General features: G+C 56.0%; 17 protein-coding genes. 13 read left to right on the top strand and 4 right to left on the bottom strand.

What is annotated here, in order from left to right:
* Positions 1–317 precede the first annotated feature (317 nt).
* The gene (locus AC1UKS_RS20335; RefSeq protein ID WP_482435037.1) at positions 318–3,284 is read left to right on the top strand and encodes an EAL domain-containing protein; all 2,967 of its coding nucleotides are present in this window, start codon (positions 318–320) and stop codon (positions 3,282–3,284) included.
* A gap of 48 nt (positions 3,285–3,332) precedes the next feature.
* Here the strand turns inward: AC1UKS_RS20335 and AC1UKS_RS20330 are convergent, their stop codons facing one another.
* Positions 3,333–4,745 (bottom strand): MFS transporter, encoded by a 1,413-nt coding sequence (locus AC1UKS_RS20330; protein ID WP_482435036.1) that lies wholly within the window; start codon positions 4,743–4,745, stop codon positions 3,333–3,335.
* A 270-nt stretch (positions 4,746–5,015) separates the two neighbouring features.
* On the opposite strand from AC1UKS_RS20330, the gene AC1UKS_RS20325 reads away from it, so the two are divergent.
* From AC1UKS_RS20325 to yjdN, 7 genes are all read left to right on the top strand, one after another.
* A complete protein-coding gene (locus AC1UKS_RS20325; protein ID WP_482435035.1) occupies positions 5,016–5,753 on the top strand; it encodes a gluconate 2-dehydrogenase subunit 3 family protein in 738 nt (245 codons plus the stop codon).
* A 2-nt stretch (positions 5,754–5,755) separates the two neighbouring features.
* Positions 5,756–7,537 carry a GMC family oxidoreductase gene (locus AC1UKS_RS20320; RefSeq protein WP_013200413.1) on the top strand — a complete coding sequence of 594 codons (1,782 nt, stop codon included), beginning with the start codon at positions 5,756–5,758 and terminating at the stop codon, positions 7,535–7,537.
* A gap of 10 nt (positions 7,538–7,547) precedes the next feature.
* Positions 7,548–8,861, top strand: coding sequence for a c-type cytochrome (locus AC1UKS_RS20315; RefSeq protein WP_482435034.1), 1,314 nt, complete (start codon positions 7,548–7,550; stop codon positions 8,859–8,861).
* Positions 8,862–9,209: 348 nt separating this feature from the next.
* The gene (locus AC1UKS_RS20310; protein WP_265909807.1) at positions 9,210–9,620 is read left to right on the top strand and encodes a GNAT family N-acetyltransferase; all 411 of its coding nucleotides are present in this window, start codon (positions 9,210–9,212) and stop codon (positions 9,618–9,620) included.
* Positions 9,621–9,757: 137 nt separating this feature from the next.
* Positions 9,758–10,066, top strand: a complete 309-nt coding sequence (locus AC1UKS_RS20305) for a helix-turn-helix transcriptional regulator (protein WP_482435033.1) — start codon at positions 9,758–9,760, stop codon at positions 10,064–10,066.
* Positions 10,067–10,147: 81 nt separating this feature from the next.
* Positions 10,148–10,324 carry a hypothetical protein gene (locus AC1UKS_RS20300; RefSeq protein ID WP_482435032.1) on the top strand — a complete coding sequence of 59 codons (177 nt, stop codon included), beginning with the start codon at positions 10,148–10,150 and terminating at the stop codon, positions 10,322–10,324.
* A gap of 168 nt (positions 10,325–10,492) precedes the next feature.
* Positions 10,493–10,933, top strand: coding sequence for a VOC family metalloprotein YjdN (yjdN, locus tag AC1UKS_RS20295; protein ID WP_482435031.1), 441 nt, complete (start codon positions 10,493–10,495; stop codon positions 10,931–10,933).
* Here yjdN and AC1UKS_RS20290 read toward each other — a convergent pair.
* Positions 10,923–11,834, bottom strand: a complete 912-nt coding sequence (locus AC1UKS_RS20290; protein ID WP_482435030.1) for a LysR family transcriptional regulator — start codon at positions 11,832–11,834, stop codon at positions 10,923–10,925. The genes yjdN and AC1UKS_RS20290 overlap by 11 nt on opposite strands.
* Positions 11,835–11,932: 98 nt before the next feature.
* On the opposite strand from AC1UKS_RS20290, the gene AC1UKS_RS20285 reads away from it, so the two are divergent.
* Together AC1UKS_RS20285 and AC1UKS_RS20280 are read left to right on the top strand one after the other, a co-directional pair.
* Positions 11,933–13,000, top strand: a complete 1,068-nt coding sequence (locus tag AC1UKS_RS20285; RefSeq protein ID WP_482435028.1) for an SDR family oxidoreductase — start codon at positions 11,933–11,935, stop codon at positions 12,998–13,000.
* A gap of 183 nt (positions 13,001–13,183) precedes the next feature.
* Positions 13,184–13,963, top strand: coding sequence for an L-threonylcarbamoyladenylate synthase (locus AC1UKS_RS20280; RefSeq protein WP_013200418.1), 780 nt, complete (start codon positions 13,184–13,186; stop codon positions 13,961–13,963).
* Between the two features lie 30 nt (positions 13,964–13,993).
* On the opposite strand, the gene AC1UKS_RS20275 is transcribed toward AC1UKS_RS20280, so the two are convergent.
* Together AC1UKS_RS20275 and AC1UKS_RS20270 are read right to left on the bottom strand one after the other, a co-directional pair.
* Complete coding sequence (locus tag AC1UKS_RS20275) at positions 13,994–14,890, bottom strand: LysR family transcriptional regulator (protein WP_482435027.1); 897 nt, start codon at positions 14,888–14,890, stop codon at positions 13,994–13,996.
* A gap of 156 nt (positions 14,891–15,046) precedes the next feature.
* Positions 15,047–16,348, bottom strand: coding sequence for an MFS transporter (locus AC1UKS_RS20270; protein WP_265909811.1), 1,302 nt, complete (start codon positions 16,346–16,348; stop codon positions 15,047–15,049).
* 479 nt (positions 16,349–16,827) lie between these two features.
* Here AC1UKS_RS20270 and AC1UKS_RS20265 point away from each other — a divergent pair, with 479 nt between their 5' ends.
* The 3 genes from AC1UKS_RS20265 to AC1UKS_RS20255 all read left to right on the top strand — a co-directional run bounded on the left by AC1UKS_RS20265 (position 16,828) and on the right by AC1UKS_RS20255 (position 20,511).
* Positions 16,828–18,450, top strand: a complete 1,623-nt coding sequence (locus AC1UKS_RS20265) for an alpha,alpha-trehalase (RefSeq protein ID WP_482437059.1) — start codon at positions 16,828–16,830, stop codon at positions 18,448–18,450.
* Between the two features lie 160 nt (positions 18,451–18,610).
* The gene (locus AC1UKS_RS20260; protein WP_265909813.1) at positions 18,611–19,390 is read left to right on the top strand and encodes an ABC transporter substrate-binding protein; all 780 of its coding nucleotides are present in this window, start codon (positions 18,611–18,613) and stop codon (positions 19,388–19,390) included.
* A 5-nt stretch (positions 19,391–19,395) separates the two neighbouring features.
* Entirely contained in the window at positions 19,396–20,511 is a 1,116-nt protein-coding gene (locus AC1UKS_RS20255; protein WP_482435025.1) for a DUF2817 domain-containing protein, read from the top strand.
* The last annotated feature ends 41 nt before the right edge of the window (positions 20,512–20,552 follow it).

The raw sequence follows: 20,552 nt of genomic DNA, 5'->3' as shown, positions 1-20,552 counted from the left end.
GCTCTTTTTTTATAACGCTTTTTGCTGTGAACAATCTTATCGCGGTTGTTTCCGAAAGTGTCAGCCCTAAATAAACGCTGAATGTTTTTTAAACAATGCCGATAAACAGAAAACAACCTCTGACATTCATCTGAAATCGCTTGAATTGACAGCGCTTTTCAGTTTATAGCTATTGAGAACATTCTTAGAAAAAACAGACGGCCTGCTGATAAAAGGCAGCGTTAAGCCCATTAGCGTCAAGCCCTGACGCACTTGAAAGCCAGGAGTCTGGACAGGCAAATACCCCTCCAGACCTTCAGCAACCAGGCGAAAAGACCATGACAGAAAATAGCGATGTGATGTACCGCTTATTGGTACAGAGCGTAGTGGATTACGCAATTTATATGCTCAAGCCGGATGGCACCGTCGCCAACTGGAATGCCGGCGCACAGCGCACCAAAGGCTATCTGCCGGACGAAATTGTCGGGAAAAACTTCTCGCTGTTTTACAGCGAACAGGACCGCGCAAAAGGGTTGCCGCAGCATGGGCTGGAAACCGCCACCCGCACCGGTCGCTATGAAGTGGAAGGCTGGCGCTACCGCAAAGACGGCAGCGCCTTCTGGGCGCATGTGATCATTGATGCCGTGCGCGCGGAAGACGGCACGCTGATTGGTTTTGCCAAAATTACCCGCGACTGCACCGAACAAAAGGCCGCCCAGGCCGGGCAGCGTGCGCACGAAGAAAAATTCCGCCTGCTGGTGGATGGCGTCAAAGATTACGCCATCTATATGCTGGATGCCGAAGGCAATGTGGTGAACTGGAATGCCGGTGCCACCCGGTCAAAAGGCTATACCGCCGAAGAGATCGTCGGAAAACACTTCTCGGTGTTTTACAGCACCCAGGATCGACTGGCGAAAGTGCCGGAAGCCAACCTGCGGACCGCGCACCGCACCGGACGCTTTGAAGAGCAGGGCTATCGCTACCGCAAAGACGGCAGCGCTTTCTTTGCCCACGTGGTGATTGATGCGGTCCACGACGACGACGGCAAGCTGATCGGCTACGCCAAAATCACCCGCGACTGCACTGAACAACAGCGTCTGCTGGTCGAGCAGCGTGAAAGGGAGCAGGTGTTCCGCCTGCTGGTGGAAAGCGTGACTGACTACGCCATCTACATGCTGGATCCGAATGGCCTGGTGGTGAACTGGAACGCCGGTGCGCGGCGGGCCAAGGGCTACACCGCCGACGAAATTGTCGGTAAGCACTTCTCCTGTTTCTACAGCGCGCAGGATCGCCTGGCGCGGCTGCCTGAAACCAACCTGAAACTGGCTGAAACCACCGGTCGCTTTGACGACGAGGGCTGGCGCTACCGCAAAGATGGCAGCGCGTTCTGGGCCCATGTGGTGATCGACGCGATCCATAACGACAGTGGTCAGCTGATTGGCTACGCCAAAATCACCCGCGACTGTACCGAAGTGCGGGAATACGAGCAGCAGATTTTACGGGCGAAGGATCTGGCCGAGCAGAACAGCGCCAGGACGGCATCGCTGTCGAAATTCCTCGACACTATCATCGCCAATATTCCCTCTTCGGTGATTGTGGAAGATGTGGTTTCGCGCGAAATCCTGCTGATGAACAACAAGGCCGAACAGCTGCTGGGGCTGACTCGGCAACAGATGAGCGGCAAAAAGCTGGTGGAATGCCTGACTTCTGAAATGGGCGACTATTTCACCCAGCTTTCCACCGCCGCGCAGCGCTTCGAAGGGCTGCATAAAAACGAACAGCTGTTAAATACCCGTGGCGGCGAGCGGATTATCTCCGCCTCGGCGTCGATTATTCGCGGCAACGACGCGCGCACCAACTACGTGCTGCTGATTGCTGATGACGTCACCGATCAGCGTGCCGCCGATGCGCGTATTCATCATATGGCCCATCACGATAACCTCACCAGCCTGCCGAACCGCGTGCTGTTCAGCCAGCGGCTGAATGAGGCGCTGCGTGCCGATCGCGAGGCCGGAAAACTGACCGCCACGCTGGGGCTGGATCTCGATAACTTTAAAAACGTCAACGATGCGCTTGGCCATCAGGTCGGCGACGATTTGCTACGCGCGGTAGCCAGCCGCTTGCGTGGGGTGCTGCGTGATGTCGATACGTTGGCGCGTAATGGCGGCGACGAATTCTCGATTGTGCTGCCCGGCCTGACCCATCAGCAGGAAGCTGACGCGATTGCGCACCGGCTGATTGACGTGACCAAACTGCCGTTTAATGTCGATGGTCATAACCTCTCGGTCGGTCTGAGTATCGGCATCGCGATTGGCGGCCGCGAGCTGGCGACGCCGGAGCAGCTGCTGCGTTGTGCCGATATGGCGCTGTATGAAGCCAAGCGCAACGGTCGTAACCGCTTTGAACACTTCTCGGTAGAAATGGGCGAAGCCGCCAATCTGCGTCGGATGATTGAAAATGACCTGCGCGATGCCATCACCCATAAGCATCTGCGGCTCTACTATCAGCCGATTACCAACAATCACGGTCGCGAAATCATCGGCTACGAAGCGCTGATGCGCTGGCATCACCCGGAAAAAGGGCTGATCATGCCGATGGACTTTATCCCGATTGCCGAAGAAACGGGGTTAATCCACAGCCTGGGCGCTTATGCCCTGTATGAAGCCTGCCGCGAGGCCGCCAAGTGGCCGGCGCACCAGAGCGTGGCGGTTAACCTGTCGCCGCTGCAATTTAAAAACAGCTCGCTGGTGTCGGTGGTGGAAGCAGCGCTGAAAGAGTCCGGGCTGGAGCCGGGCAGGCTGGAAGTGGAGATTACCGAGTCGGTGCTGCTCGACAACACGCTGGTGAATATCCGCACCTTGCAGAAGCTGAAGGCGTTGGGCGTGCGCATTGCGCTGGATGATTTCGGCACCGGCTATTCGTCGCTCAGCTATCTGCGATCCTTCCCGTTCGACAAAATCAAAATTGATAAGTCGTTTATCAACGATATGAAGGACAGCCGGGAAGCGCTGGCGATTATTCGCGCCATTACCGGCATGAGCCGTAGCCTGGATATCCAAATTACGGCAGAAGGGGTGGAGAGCAATGAGCAGTTTGAACAGCTGAAAAGTGAAGGCTGTACGCTGTTCCAGGGCTATTTCTTCGGGCGACCGCAGCCGGCCGAAACGCGGCTTAAAATGTTCAATCCGCCAGAACGCTTCACGGAAGACTCAGCCGGAATCCGCCTCGCGATGGCTGACGCAGCGGTGCCGATCCCCGTCATGCCGGACCGGCATCCCGAACACGGGTCCCCGGCAGAAAAGTAAGCCTGCCGCCGGTATTGCCTGCGCATGCAGGCAATACCGGGCGGGGTTTTAGACCCGCTCCGGATCCAGCCCGCGCGTCTTTGGACCGAAAATCCCAATCACCAGCATCACAATCACCATACTGACCACGATAAAGGCAATCACGCCCTGCGCCCCAGCCACCTGCAAAATCATGCCGATGATAATGCTGCTGAACACCGTGGAAAGACGGCTGAACGAGTAGCAGAACCCGACGGCGCGCGCGCGAATAAAGGTTGGGAACACCTCGGTCTGATAGGCGTGATAGCTGTAGGTCAGCCAGGCGTTGGAATAGGTAATGCAGAAGCCGCAGACGATCAGCAACACCGGGTTAGTTTGCAGCGCAAACAGCGTGCCGAAGACCACCGTCATCAACGAAGCGAGCACGATCTGCCATTTGTTCTCAATCCGGTCGGCATAACGGCTGCAAATCAGCGACCCCAGCGGATAGGCGAGGGTAATGAAAAAGGCGTACAGCAGGCTGTGGGTGATACTCGCGCCTTTGCCGGACAGCAGGGCGGGTAGCCAGTTGCCGAAGCCGAAAAAGCCGATCGCCTGGAAGATATTCATCACCACCAGCATCAGCGTGCGCTGACGGTATTCAGGACGCCAGATATCGCGGAAGCGGCCTTTCTTTTCAATGATGCTACCGGTTTCGATCTTATCTGCCGCCGGTTCGGTACTGGCTTTACCACAGCGGATTTCCATCGCCGTCACGCCTTTATGCGCCTCCAGATGGCGGCCCTGCTGCGCCAGCCAGCGCGGGGACTCCGGCAGATTTTTACGGATAAACCAGATCACCAGCGAGCATAACGCCCCGGCAATCACCACCCAGCGCCAGCCGGTCAGGCCGAGGATCGTTTGCGGCACCAGCCACCATGACATCAGCGCAACCGCCGGCACCGACAGAAACTGCACAAAAAAGGCGAAGGCAAACGCCTTGCTGCGCAGGTAGCTCGGCACCGATTCGGTCAGATAGGTATCGATGGTCACCAGTTCGATGCCCAGCCCGACGCCGACCAGGAAGCGGAAGAAAATGATCCCCTCAGCCTGGTTCTGGAAGGCCATGATCAGCGAAAAACAGCCGTACCAGGCCAGCGCGCACATAAAGGTGATGCGACGGCCAAAGCGGTCGGCATAGGGAGCCAGCAGGCTGGCGCCAAGGAATAAACCCAGGAAGGTGGAAGAGGCAAAGGCGGCCTGATCGGAGATGCCAAACACGCCCTGGCTGCCGACATGGAAAATATTTTCCGCTACCAGACCGGCGCTGATATAGCCGGTCTGAAACAGGTCGTACAGCTCGAAAAACCCACCCAGTGAGAGCAGGGCGATAAAGCGCCATAGTCCGGCTGAGGCCGGCAGTGCATCGATACGTTCGGAAAGCTTATTGTTATTGAATGCAGGTTCAGACGGCATCGTCCCTGGCGAAGAAACTTCACTCATTGCTTTTTAATCCTCGTTCTTGCGGTACTCAGATCCTCCATCCTAAGGGTTTATGTCAGGTTTTGTATATTCAGATGCAAATCTTGTTAATGAATTTGTGCCATTTTGTTTCCCTGCGCTAAATCTTTGCTAAAAGACCTGTTAAACTCTATGGCATTGTTACCGGTAACATTGATTCGGTAACCTGGTTATGTGCCCGATAAAAAAAATACTGCAAGCAACCATGAATCCTAAGCCGAAGCACCAGGCGCAAGTTATTAAGGCAATGTCATGTCGAAAGAAACCACAGGAAGCTCCCGCCGGGACTTTCTGCTGAAAACCATCACCCTGGCTCCGGCCATGGCGATCGGCAGTACCGGAATTGGCGCGCTGACCGCCGCTGCTCCGGCCGCCGCAAAAGAATCCGCGCCATCCGGTCCACAACAAGCCCGTGATTACCAACCGACCTGGTTCACCCCCGAAGAATATGCCTTTGTGCAGGCCGCCTGCGCGCGCCTGATCCCGGCCGACGATCGTGGACCTGGCGCGCTGGAAGCGGGCGTGGCGGAATATATCGATCGCCAGATGAACACGCCGTATGCCATCGGTTCCAACTGGTATATGCAGGGACCTTTCCACCCGGATGCCGACAAAGCGCTGGGTTATCAGTATCCGCTGGTGCCCCGCCAGATTTATCGTTTAGGGCTGGAAGATGCCGATGCGGTGGCCAAAGCGCAGCATGGCAAGGTCTTCGCCAAACTGAGCGCGGATCAGCAGGATGCGCTGCTGCAGGCGTTCGAAGCGGGCAGCGTCGAGTTCAAACAGGTTCCGGCCAAAGTCTTCTTCTCTTTCCTGCTGCAGAACACCCGTGAAGGGTTCTTCAGCGATCCGATCCACGGCGGCAATCAGGGCATGGTCGGCTGGACGCTAATTAACTTCCCCGGCGCGCGTGCTGACTTTATGGACTGGGTTGAGCGTGGCGAGCGTTATCCGTTCCCACCGGTATCGATTCGTGGGGAAAGAGCATAACCATGGCAAACGAAATGAAGAAAGTAGATGCGGTGATCGTCGGCTTCGGCTGGGCAGGATCGATCATGGCCAAAGAGCTGACCGAAGCCGGTCTGAACGTGGTCGCACTGGAACGCGGCCCGCATCGCGATACCTATCCGGACGGCGCCTATCCGCAGGTGATTGATGAGCTGACCTATAACATCCGTAAAAAGCTGTTCCAGGATCTGTCGAAAAGCACCGTCACCATCCGCCACAATTCGGCGCAAACCGCACAGCCTTATCGTCAGCTGGCGGCATTTTTACCGGGCACCGGCACCGGCGGCGCGGGCCTGCACTGGTCAGGCGTGCACTTCCGCGTCGACCCGATGGAACTGCGTATGCGCAGCCATTACGAAGAGCGTTACGGCAAGAACTTCATTCCTGAAGGCATGACCATTCAGGATTACGGCGTCACCTATGACGAGTTGGAACCGTTCTTCGACAAAGCGGAGAAAGTATTTGGTACCTCAGGCTCTGAATGGAGCGTAAAAGGCAAGGTGATTGGTCAGGGCAAGGGCAATCCGTTTGCGCCAGACCGCTCCGATAAATTCCCGCTGCCGGCCCAGAAGCGCACCTTCTCGGCGCAGATGTTTGCCCAGGCAGCAGAATCCATCGGCTATCACCCGTACGATCTGCCGTCGGCCAACACCTCCGGCCCGTATACCAATACCTATGGCGCGCAGATGGGGCCGTGCAACTTCTGCGGTTATTGCAGCGGCTATGCCTGCTACATGTATTCCAAGGCCTCGCCAAACGTCAATATCCTGCCGGCGCTGCGTCAGGAAGCGAAGTTCGAGCTGCGTGAAAATGCCAACGTGCTGCGCGTCAACCTGACCGCCGATAAAAAGCGCGCCACCGGCGTCACCTATGTCGATGCATTAGGCCGTCAGATTGAGCAGCCTGCCGATCTGGTGATCCTCTCTGCTTTCCAGTTCCACAATGTGCACCTGATGCTGCTGTCCGGCATTGGTAAGCCTTACGATCCGGTCACTAACGAAGGGACCGTGGGCCGTAACTTTGCTTACCAGAACATCTCCACCATCAAAGCGTTCTTCGATAAGGACGTGTTCACCAATAACTTTATTGGTGCGGGCGGCGCGGGCGTGGGTCTGGATGATTTCAATGCCGATAACTTTGACCACGCCAAATACGGCTTTGTTGGCGGCTCGCCAATGTGGGTTAACCAGGCGGGCGTGAAGCCTATCTCCGGTCTGCCAACGCCGCCGGGCACGCCAAACTGGGGCAGCAAGTGGAAAGCTGCGGTGGCCGATCACTACACCCATCACGTGTCGATGGATGCGCACGGGGCTCACCAGTCCTATCGCAACAACTATCTGGACCTGGATCCAAACTACAAGGATGCCTTTGGCCAGCCGCTGCTGCGTATGACCTTCGACTGGCAGGACAACGACATCAAGATGTCGCAGTTTATGCACGGCAAAATGCACAAAATTGCCGAAGCAATGAACCCGAAACTGATCAGCGGTTCACCGAAAGCGGCCGGCACGCACTTTGACACCACCGTTTATCAGACAACCCATATGAACGGCGGCGCGATCATGGGTGAAGATCCAAAAACCAGTGCGGTGAACCGTTATCTGCAGAGCTGGGATGTCCCGAACGTGTTTGTCCCCGGCGCTTCTGCCTTCCCACAAGGTTTGGGTTACAACCCAACCGGCATGGTGGCAGCCCTGACCTACTGGTCAGCTAAAGCGATTCGTGAACAGTACCTGAAAAATCCAGGTCCGTTGGTGCAGGCATAAGGACAACCCGATGAAGATGATGATCCCGGCCCTGTTACTGGGCATGGCAAGCTTTGCCGCGCTGGCGGACGACTCCGGCGCGGCGCAGATCCAACGCGGTGAATACCTGGCGCGCGCCGGTGACTGCGTGGCCTGCCACACCAAAGCGGGCGGCCAGCCGTTCGCCGGTGGCCTGTCGATGGCGACGCCAATCGGCAATATTTACTCCACCAACATCACGCCGGATAAGCAAACCGGTATTGGTGATTACAGCTACGACGATTTCCAGAAAGCGGTGCGTCATGGCGTGGCTAAGAACGGCGATACGCTCTATCCGGCGATGCCGTATCCGTCTTACGCGGTGGTCAGCGATGAGGATATGCAGGCGCTGTATGCCTACTTTATGCATGGCGTGCAGCCGGTTGCGCAGGCCAATCAGGACAGCGACATTCCGTGGCCGCTGTCGATGCGCTGGCCGCTGGCCATCTGGCGCGGCATGTTTGCGCCGGACGTGAAGGCCTTCCAGCCAATCAAAGGTCAGGATGCGGTGCTGGCACGCGGTCAGTATCTGGTTGAGGGCCTCGGCCACTGCGGTGCCTGCCATACGCCGCGCAGCCTGACCATGCAGGAAAAAGCCCTCAACGACAGCGAAGGCAGTGACTATCTGTCCGGCAGCAGCGCGCCGATTGATGGCTGGACCGCCAGCAACCTGCGTGGCGATAACCGTGACGGCCTGGGCCGCTGGAGTGAAGACGATCTGGTACAGTTCCTGCGTACTGGCCGCAACGACCAGACCGCCGTATTCGGTGGCATGACCGACGTGGTCGAGCACAGCCTGCAGCACCTCAGCCCGGAAGATGCCAAGGCGATTGCCCGTTATCTGAAGTCGCTGGGCGCGCGCGATCCGAATCAGGTAGGCTTCAAGCCTGATGACGCGGTGGCGAAAGCCCTGTGGAAAGGCGATGACAGCAAGCCAGGTGCCTCGGTGTACGTCGACAGCTGTGCTGCCTGCCATAAAACCGACGGCAGCGGCTATAAGCGCTTCTTCCCGGAACTGCGCGGTAACGCGGTGGTGCAGGCAGAAGACCCAACCTCGCTGATCCATATCGTGCTCAGCGGTGCCACGCTGCCGGGCGTGAAGGGTGCGCCTTCCAGCATCACCATGCCGGCCTTCGGCTGGCGTCTGAACGACCAGCAGGTCGCTGACGTGGTGAACTTTATCCGCAGCAGCTGGGGTAACAGTGCGAAGCAGCAGGTCAGCGCCAGCGATGTGGCGAAAGTGCGCAAGACGGTGCCTGAGCATCAGGGCAATGCCGATGTTGAGAAGCTGACTGAAGTGAAATAAGCGACTTTACGATCGAAAACGGCCAGCAAACTGGCCGTTTTTTTTGCTTTATTTTTAGTCCTCTCGCTATTTTTACCGTGGTATTTCAAAAGGCGTTTGTTATTTCCGAAAAGACGTTACTTTTTAATTTTATGTCAGTTTAAATGCAATATTATTAGTTGCACAGTGTAATGGTTTCCCTGGTGTCGGCATTGACTAAAAATAAAATGACTGCTTATTTTTTTAATTTATTTCCGTATAATAAAGACGAACACGCATTCAATAACACGGTAGAAAATACTCTCGAATTACTATCGTAAAAAATGTTATTAGCTGCGGACTGGACGTTAATTTACGACGGGAGAAATAATGAAAATCGTTGTCACGGATAATCCTTCTTTGCATGATGAAGAGTTCGTTATTGATAATTTATGGAAACATAACAGCCAGTTTGACGAAGTGGATATTACACCGCTTTTCCTTACGCTGCGGGACGAGCAAAACCAGATCCTCGGCGGCCTGGTGGCGCGGACGTGGTGGCAGGGCTTAGAAGTGCAGTATCTCTGGGTTGGTGAAGCCGCACGCGGACAGGGTAAGGGCCGGGAGCTGATGATAAAAGCGGAAGAGGTCGCCAGAAATCGCGGTTGCCGCATGGCCTATGTGGATACCTTTGATTTCCAGGCGAAAGGCTTTTACGAGAAACTGGGCTACAGCGTCTATGGCAGCATGGAAGGCTACCTGGGCAAACATACGCGGTTCTATTTACAGAAAATGTTCTGATAATACGGAAAAAGCTATGCCGCCCGTTAATGCGAAATTCAGCGCTTTTCGGAGCTTTATTACCATGATGGAGCATCTGAACGAGCCCTGGGGTATTGAAGACCTTGATTCCAGAAACATTTATATGAACAAGACCTTTGGATACGCTGACGCCGCTGAAGTTTATTAATCACAAAAAGCCTGGCGTACTGACGACCGATACGGAACATAAATTATTTGCGCCGTCCGAGCTGGATATTATCTTTCTGATGCTGCAACGGTATGCAGCCAAGGAGATCGCTAATATCTTTAACGTCAGCACAAAAATAATTGAAAATCGGGTATATACAATATATCAGAAAGCTGATGTCCATTCATTGAAGCAATTTGAAGAATATTGTATCGCTCACAATCTGGAAAACGCTATCCCTGCCCGTTTGATGAAGAAAGGGATGGAATTTATTTAATACGGAATGTTTCTTTATGCAAATCAATGATTATCCACTTGAACGTGTGCCCCAACGCAGCCGCGTCTCTTTTCTGAGCGTGTGGCTATTTTTAGCGGCTGGCCCGCGATTTTTGCCAGTCTGCTCGGCGGCTACGTTGGCCTGTATGTGACGTGGGGCGTCTCAACCTTTAACTTATTTTTAGTCGCCTGCGTCGGCTATGTCATCCTGGAAAAACTGGCGGAAAAACTCTTTGCAAGCCGCTTGAAAACGGCCTGATTCCGGGCGGATCAAGCGAAGTCATTCCGCTTTATCTTTTTTCTCTTGCTGACCAGGAAGAGACTGAAAAAAGAAAACATTGAGCTGGAAAGAGGCAGTTATCGGCTGCGTTGCTACCCTTTCCATACTGCTTATTCTCCAGCAGCAACGATCATTCAAGGAGAGGTTATGCAAATTTCACCCTATCTGTACTTTGCGGGCAACTGTGAAGAGGCTATCGCGTTTTATCAGCAGGCGATCGATGCTCATCTGAAGGTTAAAATAACGTGGGGCGATGTCCCACCTGAAAAACAGCAGCAGCCGCAGAAGCAAAATCGTGCCAGTGGAGAAAAACCGGCGGACGACAAAATCATGCATGCCCTGCTGCAAGTCGGCGACAGCGAGCTACAGCTGAGCGACAGCGCGGAAGCGGTAAGCTATAACGGTTTTGCCGTTAGCCTGTCGAGCAACGATCCAGCCGAAGGCAAACGTTGGTTTGATAATCTTTCCGCTGGCGGTAAGGTCACGCTGGAATGGGAAGAAACCTTCTGGGCGGCCGGTTTCGGTACGCTGATCGATAAGTTCGGCGTGCCGTGGCGCATTAACGTAAACAAATCCGCTACTGACTGATTTTCAGCCGATCCAGCGTGGCAAGCAGCGCGTCGACCTTCGGCAGCAGCTGCTTTCTGCGTGGCCAGACGATAAACAGCGGCAGACCTTCTACCGCCAGCTCTGGCAGGATCGTCACCAGCGCACCGCTGGCTAACTCTTTTTCCATCAGCCAGGTCGCCATCTGCGCCACGCCGAGTCCGGCTACCACGGCGGCGACCTGGGCTTCGCCATCCCCCAACGCCATCCGATAAGGCAGGGTTCGGGTTATCGTTCGTCCATCCGGCGAGCGGATATGCCACGGACTGGTGCTGCCATCTACCCGATCGTAAACAATGGCTCGCCTTTCAGTTAGCGCCTGCAAAGAGTCAGGCACGCCATGCTGCACCAGATAGTCCGGCGAAGCGCAGAAGATCAGCCTTTCATTACCCAAAAAGCGGTAGCCCAGCGAGGGCGGAAAATCTGTCGAGCCGCCAATACGTATCGCGATATCCACGCCTTCCTCAAACAGATCGACAAAGCGATCGGAAAAAGAGAGAGCAATCTGCATCTCCGGGTTTTGCTGGCAAAATTCGTTGATTAGCGGCATCACCTGCATCCGGCCAAAGGTGTTGGGTACGGCAATCCGCAGTCGTCCGACCGGAATGGCGCGCTGGGCGGCCAGCACCGACTCCGCTTCCGACAGCTCGTTCAGCACGCGCGTGCAGGTTTCATAAAAGGCCTGACCGGCGTCGGTCAGCGCCAGCCGGCGGGTGGTGCGCTCAAACAGCTGCGAACCTAATCGCGCTTCCAGCCTCGCCACGCTTTTACTGACTGCGGAACTGGTCAAGTGCAGTACCGCAGCGGCGGCGGTAAAACTGCCCTGTTCGACGCTGGCCACAAACGGCGTAATGCCCTTAAGGCGGTCCTGAGTCATCATCATTAGGGAATCCAGTTCATTAATTATGTGAATTTATACCTCAGATAAGACTCCAATTCTCTATTAAGCTGATTGTTACCCCCTTTTTCAGGAGTCTGGCTATGCAACAACGTGCACTTATTGTCGGCGTCAGTGGCGTCATTGGAACCGCGCTGGCGGAACAACTCACCGGTGACGGCTGGCAGGTTTACGGCCTGTCACGTGGACGCACCGCGGTGCCTGCCGGTTGCACCGCGCTGACTGCCGATCTCACTGACAAAGCCTCGGTAGAAAAGGCGCTGCAAGGCGTCACCGTGGATAAGGTCTTTTTCAGCGTCTGGGCCCGTCAGGCCAACGAGAAAGAGAACATTCGCGTCAACAGCGCCATGGTTCGCAACGTGATTGACGCGCTGGGCGATAGCCTGAAAGGCGGACACGTCGGCCTGGTCACCGGTCTCAAGCACTACCTCGGCCCGTTTGATGCCTACGGTAAAGGCGCGGTGCCGATGACGCCGTTCCGCGAAGAGCAGGGCCGCCAGCCGGTGGATAACTTCTACTACGCGCAGGAAGACGAAGTGTTCGCTGGTGCCGAAAAATATGGCTACAGCTGGAGCGTGCATCGCCCGCACACCATCATCGGCTTCGCGCTGGGCAATGCGATGAATATGGGCCAGACGCTGGCCGTCTACGCCAGCCTGTGCAAGCAGACCGGCAAGCCGTTTGTCTTCCCAGGATCCAAAGCGCAGTGGGAAGGCGTCACCGATATGACCGACGCGCATATTCTCGCCCAGCAGCTCGAATGGGCCGCCACCACGCCGTCGGCGCAGGATCAGGACTACAACGTGGTGAATGGTGACGTGTTCCGCTGGAAGTGGATGTGGGGCGAAATCGCCAACTACTTCGGCATTGAGGCCGCGCCGTTCCCGGACGAAGTACAGCCGCTGGATGGCCGCATGGACGCTGCTCCCGCCGAATGGCAGGCGCTGGCGAAGCAGTTCAACCTGAAGGAAGCGGATATCAGCAAGCTGGTGTCCTGGTGGCATACCGATGCCGATCTGGGCCGTCCGATGGAAGTGTTTACCGACATCAGCAAGAGCCGCAAGGCGGGCTTCACCGGCTACCAGTCAACGCGTGACGCCTTCTTCGCGCTGTTTGAAAAGCTGAAAGCGGAAAAGTTGATCCCTTCCTGACTTCGGTTTTCAGCAACGACTGTTTCCTGTGGAAAACAATGCAGGGTTAAAGTGTTTTATTGTTGCCAGAATGGCAGTTTGACGTCAGGATGGTTGCAACAGGCCAGTGCAGGGTTAGCCAGCCGTGCTACCTTGAAATACTGACCGACACACTTTAACCCTCTACGTTATACAGGTGCGACCATGAGCAATAAGACTATCCATTGGAACGGCGGCTTACAGCCAGAAGCAGTTAAGGTTTTGTCTGCTGACGGCGGCATGATCGTCTGCCCGACCAAAGTGGGCTACATCATCATGACCTCCGATGCCAAAGGCCTGGAGCGTAAATTTGATGCCAAGCAGCGCAACCGCAATAAGCCGGGCGTGGTGCTGTGTGGTTCTCTGGAGCAGTTGAAAGAGCTGGCGCAGCTGAACCCGGAAATCGAATCGCTGTATCAGCAGCACTGGGATCAAGACGTGCTGTTGGGCTGCATCCTGCCGTGGAAAGAAGACGCGGTTGCACGCATTCCGGAAGACGGTTCTAAAGACCTGATGATGGATCGCCGTCAGACCAGCTGCTTCGTGATCAAATTCGGAACCCCTGGCGAAAACCTGGCGAAAGAGCTGTGGGAAAACCACGGTAAATTCTCCTTCGCCAGCTCCGCTAACCCGTCAGGCAAAGGCAACCGTGGCCTGGTCGAAGGGATCGGCGAGCGTATCGAATCGCAGGCTGACCTGATTATTGAAGCCAACGACTACGTGAAATCCATCCAGCCGAACGAGTCTGAGAAAACCCGTTACGAGCAGGGTGTGATGGTGGCGATGGTGGATGAGCAGGGCAAACTGGTGCCAGAGCAGAAAGGCGAGCGCAACATCACGCCATGTCCAATCCTGATCCGTAAAGGTCTGGATGTGGATAAAATTATGTCGATGCTGTCTGACACCTTTACCACCTGGGATTACCGTCACGGTAATTACTACTAAGCATGATGAGGGCGGACGCTGTTCCGCCCTTTATTTCAACCTCAACGCCTGCTGCAAATCCTCGATAAATACTCTGACCCGCGGTGAAATCATACTGTCGGCTTTGGTCAGGATCCACGACTGATAGACGTCCATTTCCCATTCCGCTAACACCCGACTGAGCTTGCCCTCTTTGACCGCTTCCTGCGCGACGTATTCGGGCAAATAGGCAATGCCGCTGTTCGCGATGGCGGAATTCAGCAGCGCGGTGCTGTTATTGGCGCGAAAACGGCTTCGCACTTCGATATCCAGCTTTTGCTTCTCTTTACGGAACGGCAGCGAGATGGTGTGGGCCGGGCCACGGAACAGGATAAAGTCATGGCGCGGTAAATCGTCCGGCTGGGCGATGGGCGGGAAGCGTTGCAGATAGTCCGGTGCGGCAAACAGGCCCCAGCCGATGTCCATCAACGGCGTGCAGTGGGCGTGCTCCGGCGGCTCGCGGCGGATGACTATCGCCAGATCGACATTGTCATCGACCAGGTTAACCGGGCGATCGGTCAGATCCAGATCGACGCTGACATGCAGGTTATTGGCGACAAACTGATTGAGCACCGGCACGATGCACTGACAGCCAAAGGTGACCGGCGCCACCACGCGCAGGCTGCCGGTCGGCTCTTCGTGATACTGGCGGATAAACAGCCCGGCACTTTTTACTTCGCTGAGGATGCGCGCACAGTAGTGATACCAGGTTATGCCGACATCGGTGACCACGATTTTACGGGTGGTGCGTTGCAGCAGCTTGGTGCCCAGCCGGACTTCCAGTGCGGAGATCTCTTTGCTCACCGAGGATTTGGATAATCCCAGCAGTTTTGCCGCTTCGGTATAGCTCAGCGTCTCCACCACTTTGGCGAAGATCACCATCCCCTGCAGGTTTTCTACGTCGCTCATCGCCGGTCCGGCTCCTGAAAATTCGCTGCCTGAAAAGGGTTGCAGGCGGGGAATAAAGGGGTGTGATAATCAGGGGCGCTAGCTTAATGGTTGGGCAGGGGGAAGTAAATCGTCACGGCAGGCGAGCAGGGGCGGAGCCTGAGCTCCGCCCGCCGGTTAGCGAATTTTTTTCACCAGCACCGGGATTTTACGCAGGTTGTTGGCCAGAAACAGGCCGCCGATCAGCATCACCGCCACAAAGGCGGAAACACCCATCCAACCCCAGTTGTGCCAGAACACGCCACCGAGCGTACCGGCGACGCTGGAGCCGAGGTAATAGAAGAACAGGTACAGCGACGACGCCTGTCCTCGGGCGCGGCGGGCGCGGTGTCCTACCCAGCTGCTGGCCACCGAATGCGCGGCAAAAAAGCCGGCGGCAAACAGCATCAGTCCCGGCAGCACCAGAAACAGCGTGGTGAACTGGGTGGCTAACAAGCCGACCAGCATCAGGCTGAGTGAGCCCATCAGCACCACGCCACGGCCGTACTTCACCGTCATCATTCCCGCGCGCGGCGAGCTGTAGGTGCCGGTCAGATACACTACCGACAGCAGTCCGACCACCGTCTGGCTTAACGAGAACGGCGCGGCCATAAAGCGGTAGCTGACGTAGTTAAACAGCGTGACAAAGCTGCCCATCAGGATAAACCCGACGATAAACAGCATCGGCAGCCCCATATCGCGCCACTGGAACATAAAGTTCACCAGCAGCTTATGCGGCCGCAGCGAGCAGGCGCGGAAATGCTGCGAGGGCGGCAACAGGCGGAAGAACAGCCCGGCGGCCGCCAGCGCAAAGAGCCCGACCACAAACAGCGACACGTTCCACGAGAAGTGATCCGCCAGCATCCCGGTCGACAGTCGGCCGACCAGCCCGCCAATCGAGTTGCCGCTGATATACAGCCCCATCGAGAAGGAGAGGAACACCGGGTGCAGCTCCTCACTCAGCCAGGTCATCGCCACCGCCGCCACGCCGCTGAGGGCCAGGCCGGTCAGCGCACGCATCGCCAGTACGCCTTCCCAGCTGCTCATGGTGGCGCAGATAAGCGTGAAGAACGCCGCCAGCAACAGCGAAATCGACATCACCGATTTGCGCCCGATGGCATCCGACAACGGCCCGGTGACCAGCAATCCCAGTGCCATCATCGCCGTGGTGACGGAAAGTGACAGGCTGCTCTGTGCCGGCGTCAGATGAAAACTCTGCGAGAACACCGGCAGAATGGGCTGAACGCAATACAACACCGCAAACGTCGAAAGCCCGGCACAAAATAGCGCCAGCGTGGCGTGGGTAAAACGCCGGGTTCCACGGGTAATATAGGTTTTATTTATGGGAGCGGATGTATCGAAGGGGGAAACTAAACTGTCATCCTCATCAGAGAGGCTTTCCGAGTGCAACGCTGCGGATTTATTTACTACCGGTGCCACGAGAGTTCCTTAATTAATCATTTAAAGGTCTGGTTTGCTATCAGATAAACGTATTTTTACCAGGCGTGGCAAGGGCTGCACGACGATCTGGCCTGCACAGTATTCGGCGGTTTAAATATAATGTAAATGGTAAAACCAATTATTTTTTATAAACGTAAATTTTTAGTTAATTTAATTTCAAAACTGGATAAATAACCATCATTTTAGCGGTTTGGCTTAAGTGCAGGGCTGGCGGATCTCGAACACCGGCGATGTGGAACGCTCGCTTTTCAATTACTGTAAATTAATATGCAGAATAATCTTAAGTAAGCGCGCACGGTTATTTTTTGAAATATCTTCTCATTGCCGGTAATAAGTTCAATGGGTTGCGTTGTGAGACTGGGGTACTATACTGAGGGCTTGTTTCTGAAATTCAGCGCAATCATTGTCGATATCAATTGGCACAGGAGGTTTCTATCACTTTTAACCAAAATGACCTAATCATTGACAATAATCAGACTGACTACGAAGCCTATTATCACGATTACGAGGCGGGTCTGGAATCGGTCGTTGAACCGCAACCGGAGTCGATTCGTGGTCTGCCCGCATCGGACATCCTGACGCCTTCTGATCGTTATCAGGAGCTGTTTGAAGCCGTGCAAACGTCGCGGATATTTACCGACAGTAAAACGTTTGCCGACTGTGCGCCCAAAATTGAACCTGAACGAATTTTGTACCGCTATTTTATGCAGCGTGAGCGCGAGGATTTTAATTTACTGGCGTTCGTGCTGGAGAATTTTGACCTGCCTAAAGTCCATGACAGCCGCTACGTTTCGGACCCCAATAAATCGATGGGCGAGCATATCGATGCGCTGTGGCCGGTGTTAACCCGTAAGCCGGAAAAGCACTCGGAGTTCTCTTCGCTGCTGCCGTTACCGCAGCCTTACGTGGTGCCGGGCGGACGCTTTGGTGAGACCTACTACTGGGATTCATACTTCAGCATGCTGGGCTTTGCCGCCAGCGGTCGCAACGATCTGCTGAAAAATATGGCGGATAACTTTGCCTGGATGATCGACACCTACGGGCATATCCCTAACGGCAACCGCACCTATTACCTCAGCCGCTCCCAGCCGCCGGTGTTTGCGATGATGGTCGAGCTGTTCGAGAAGGACGGCGTGCACGAAGCGCAGCGCTATCTGAAGCACCTCAAGCGCGAGTACGAATTCTGGATGGACGGTGAAGCGTCGCTGACGCCGAACGAAGCCTATCGCCACGTGGTGATGCTGTCGGATGGCTCGGTGCTCAACCGCTACTGGGACGATCGGGATACGCCGCGCGACGAGTCGTGGATTGAAGATGTGGAAACGGCGAGAAACTCTTCGCGTCCGTCAAACGAAGTGTACCGCGACCTGCGTGCCGGTGCGGCGTCTGGTTGGGACTTCTCGTCGCGCTGGCTCAGCGAGCCGGGCCGTCTGGAGAGCATCCAGACCACCAGCATCGTGCCGGTGGATCTGAACGCCTTCCTTTATAAGCTGGAAACCACCATTGCACGGCTGTCGGCCAGTAAAAACGACCAAGCCACGGCCGAGCTGTTCCAGCAGAAAGCGGTGCGCCGCCGGGAAATCCTCGACAGATATCTGTGGGATGCCGAAGCGGGACTGTATCGCGACTATAACTGGCGTGACCGTGAGAAAGGCGCGTTTTCTGCCGCGTCGGTAACGCCGCTGTTTGTCGGTATGGCGAGCCTCGATCAGGCCACGCACACCGCAGCGGCGATCCGCGCGCATCTGCTGGCGCCGGGCGGGGTGCTGTCAACGGTGGAAGAGACCGGCGAGCAGTGGGACAAGCCTAACGGCTGGGCGCCAATGCAGTGGATGGCGATCAAAGGCCTGAATAACTACGGCGAAGAGCTGCTGGCGAAAGAGATTGCCACCCGCTGGCTGCAGATTGTCGGCGCCACCTACCATCGTCACCACAAGATGGTGGAGAAATATAACGTCGCCGGACGCGCGCCGGTGCTGGCGGGCGGGGGTGAGTACCCGCTGCAGGACGGTTTCGGCTGGACCAACGGCGTCACGCGCCGCCTGCTGGAGATGTACCCGGATGCTGCACCCAAACGCTAATCCGCGTTGTCACTGAATCAGAGCCTTCTTATGAAGGCTCTTTTTTTTTGCTCAGACCCGATCGGGCAAGGAGAAAAAATCCCCACTTTTCGCAATAAATCATGGTATGAAAGAGGATAACCGCTTTTTTAGTAACCCTTTTTGCTTTTTGGGAGCCTGCATGAAAAAAATCGCCCTGTCTGCTTTGGTGTTGCTCGCCTGCGCCAGTTCAAGCGCTTTTGCTGCCGAGTCGCTGCGTTTTGGCGTCGATCCGACCTTCCCGCCGTTTGAGTCCAAAGCGCCAGATGGCAGCCTGCAGGGCTTTGATATCGATATGGGCAATGCCATTTGCCATCAGATGAAGGTGAAATGCGTCTGGGTGCAGACCGGCTACGACGGCATTATTCCGGCGCTGCAGGCGCGTAAATTCGATGCGATCCTCTCGGCGATGGCGATGACCGACAAGCGCCGCCAGCAGGTTGCTTTCACCGATATGCTCTACAACACGCCAAGCGCACTGGTGACCAGGAAGAACAGCGGCCTGAAACCCGATGCCGAGTCACTGAAGGGCAAGTCAGTGGGCGTCGCGCAGGGCACCACCCAGGAGACCTATGCCAAAGCCGTCTGGGCGACCACCGGCATTAACGTGGTGTCCTATCCTAACCAGGAAGAGATCTGGCCGGATCTGGCATCGGGACGGGTAGATGCAACGCTGACCAGCGCCGCCTCAGCGGAAACCGGCTTCCTGAAATCGCCACCGGGCAAGGATTATCAGATCAGCGGCGATACCCTGTATGACAAAAAATACTTCGGCGAAGGCGTGGGGATCGGTCTGCGCAAAGACGATCGGGCGCGGGTTGAGAAGATCAACGCGGCGCTGGCCGAACTGCATAAAAACGGCACCTATGACCAGCTGGCGAAGAAGTACTTCAGCTTTGACGTTTATCATATTCAGAAGTGAGCCTGATGCGATCCCTACCTGATTACAGCGCGCAGCGGGCGCGCTTTCTTGCCGCCGTGGCGCGGGTGGACGGCAAGGTCACCCACTATCCCCATCCGCTGAGCGGACCGAAGGGCGAAGCCTTAAGCACCGATGTGGCGGTGATTGGCGACCCGGCGGCAGACAATCTGCTGCTGATCGTCTCCGGCACCCACGGCGTCGAAGGCTATTACGGATCGGACAGCCAGATCGCCTGGCTGGACGGACTCGACGTGGCGGCAATACCCGTCGGTGTGGCGCTGGTGATGGTGCATCTGATCAATCCGTGGGGCACGGCGCACCTGCGCCGGGTGAATGAAGATAACGCCGATCTTAACCGTAACTTTATCGACTTCGCGGCCGGCGCACCGGATAACGCCGCCTATCGCGATCTGCATGCGGTTTATAGCTGCAAGGATCTGGATGGCGCAGCGCGTCAGCAGGCCGATGCGCTGTTGCAGGCCAGTCGCGAAGCGCTGGGTTGGGCGGGCGTAAAGCGTATTGTGGAAGCCGGTCAGTATCAGTTTGCCGACGGCATTTTCTTCGGCGGCCAGCAGGCCAGCTGGTCGCATCAGACGCTGCAAACCATCATTTCCCGTCACCTGACACAGGCGAAGCGCATCATCAGCTTTGATCTTCACACCGGCGCGGGCGCCTATGGTCATCCGATGCTGATGGCGATTGCCGAACGGGATTATCCGGCGCTCGAACAGGCGCGGGCGATCTTTGGCGAATGGCTGACGGTGCTGATCACTGGCGCCGGACGCGACAGCGAAACCGGCGTCACCGCGACGGCGACCGGCTATCTGTCGCAATTTATGCTGGATCATCTGCCGGAGACGCAGCTGCTGCAGCTGGTGGTGGAGTGCGGCACGCTGGACGGGGAAGCGATGCATCGCCGCATTCGCGACGATCACTGGCTGCATCTGTATGGCGATCCTGCCAGCGATCGGGGGCAGCAGATCAAGCAGGATCTTTATGACGGTTTCTATCCTTGCGATCCTGACTGGCAGGCGCTGATCGCCTTCCGCACCCAGCATATCTTCGCCCGGGCCTGGAAGGCGTTACAACAAGAATATTTACAAGCCAGCTCTCAACAGTGAAACCGACTTCAGTTTCCGTCTTGTCAACTTAACCGTGTTAT

The organism is Erwinia sp. AK-PDG3-5 (genome assembly GCF_056821705.1).
Note: the sequence above shows the minus strand (reverse complement) of the source record. Positions and strands in the feature narration are given on the sequence as shown.

Coding starts and splice junctions, on each gene's coding strand:
- AC1UKS_RS20335 (WP_482435037.1), top strand. CDS start 318: ATGACAGAAAATAGCGATGTGATGTACCGCTTATTGGTACAGAGCGTA.
- AC1UKS_RS20330 (WP_482435036.1), bottom strand. CDS start 4,745: ATGAGTGAAGTTTCTTCGCCAGGGACGATGCCGTCTGAACCTGCATTC.
- AC1UKS_RS20325 (WP_482435035.1), top strand. CDS start 5,016: ATGTCGAAAGAAACCACAGGAAGCTCCCGCCGGGACTTTCTGCTGAAA.
- AC1UKS_RS20320 (WP_013200413.1), top strand. CDS start 5,756: ATGGCAAACGAAATGAAGAAAGTAGATGCGGTGATCGTCGGCTTCGGC.
- AC1UKS_RS20315 (WP_482435034.1), top strand. CDS start 7,548: ATGAAGATGATGATCCCGGCCCTGTTACTGGGCATGGCAAGCTTTGCC.
- AC1UKS_RS20310 (WP_265909807.1), top strand. CDS start 9,210: ATGAAAATCGTTGTCACGGATAATCCTTCTTTGCATGATGAAGAGTTC.
- yjdN (WP_482435031.1), top strand. CDS start 10,493: ATGCAAATTTCACCCTATCTGTACTTTGCGGGCAACTGTGAAGAGGCT.
- AC1UKS_RS20290 (WP_482435030.1), bottom strand. CDS start 11,834: ATGATGATGACTCAGGACCGCCTTAAGGGCATTACGCCGTTTGTGGCC.
- AC1UKS_RS20285 (WP_482435028.1), top strand. CDS start 11,933: ATGCAACAACGTGCACTTATTGTCGGCGTCAGTGGCGTCATTGGAACC.
- AC1UKS_RS20280 (WP_013200418.1), top strand. CDS start 13,184: ATGAGCAATAAGACTATCCATTGGAACGGCGGCTTACAGCCAGAAGCA.
- AC1UKS_RS20275 (WP_482435027.1), bottom strand. CDS start 14,890: ATGAGCGACGTAGAAAACCTGCAGGGGATGGTGATCTTCGCCAAAGTG.
- AC1UKS_RS20260 (WP_265909813.1), top strand. CDS start 18,611: ATGAAAAAAATCGCCCTGTCTGCTTTGGTGTTGCTCGCCTGCGCCAGT.
- AC1UKS_RS20255 (WP_482435025.1), top strand. CDS start 19,396: ATGCGATCCCTACCTGATTACAGCGCGCAGCGGGCGCGCTTTCTTGCC.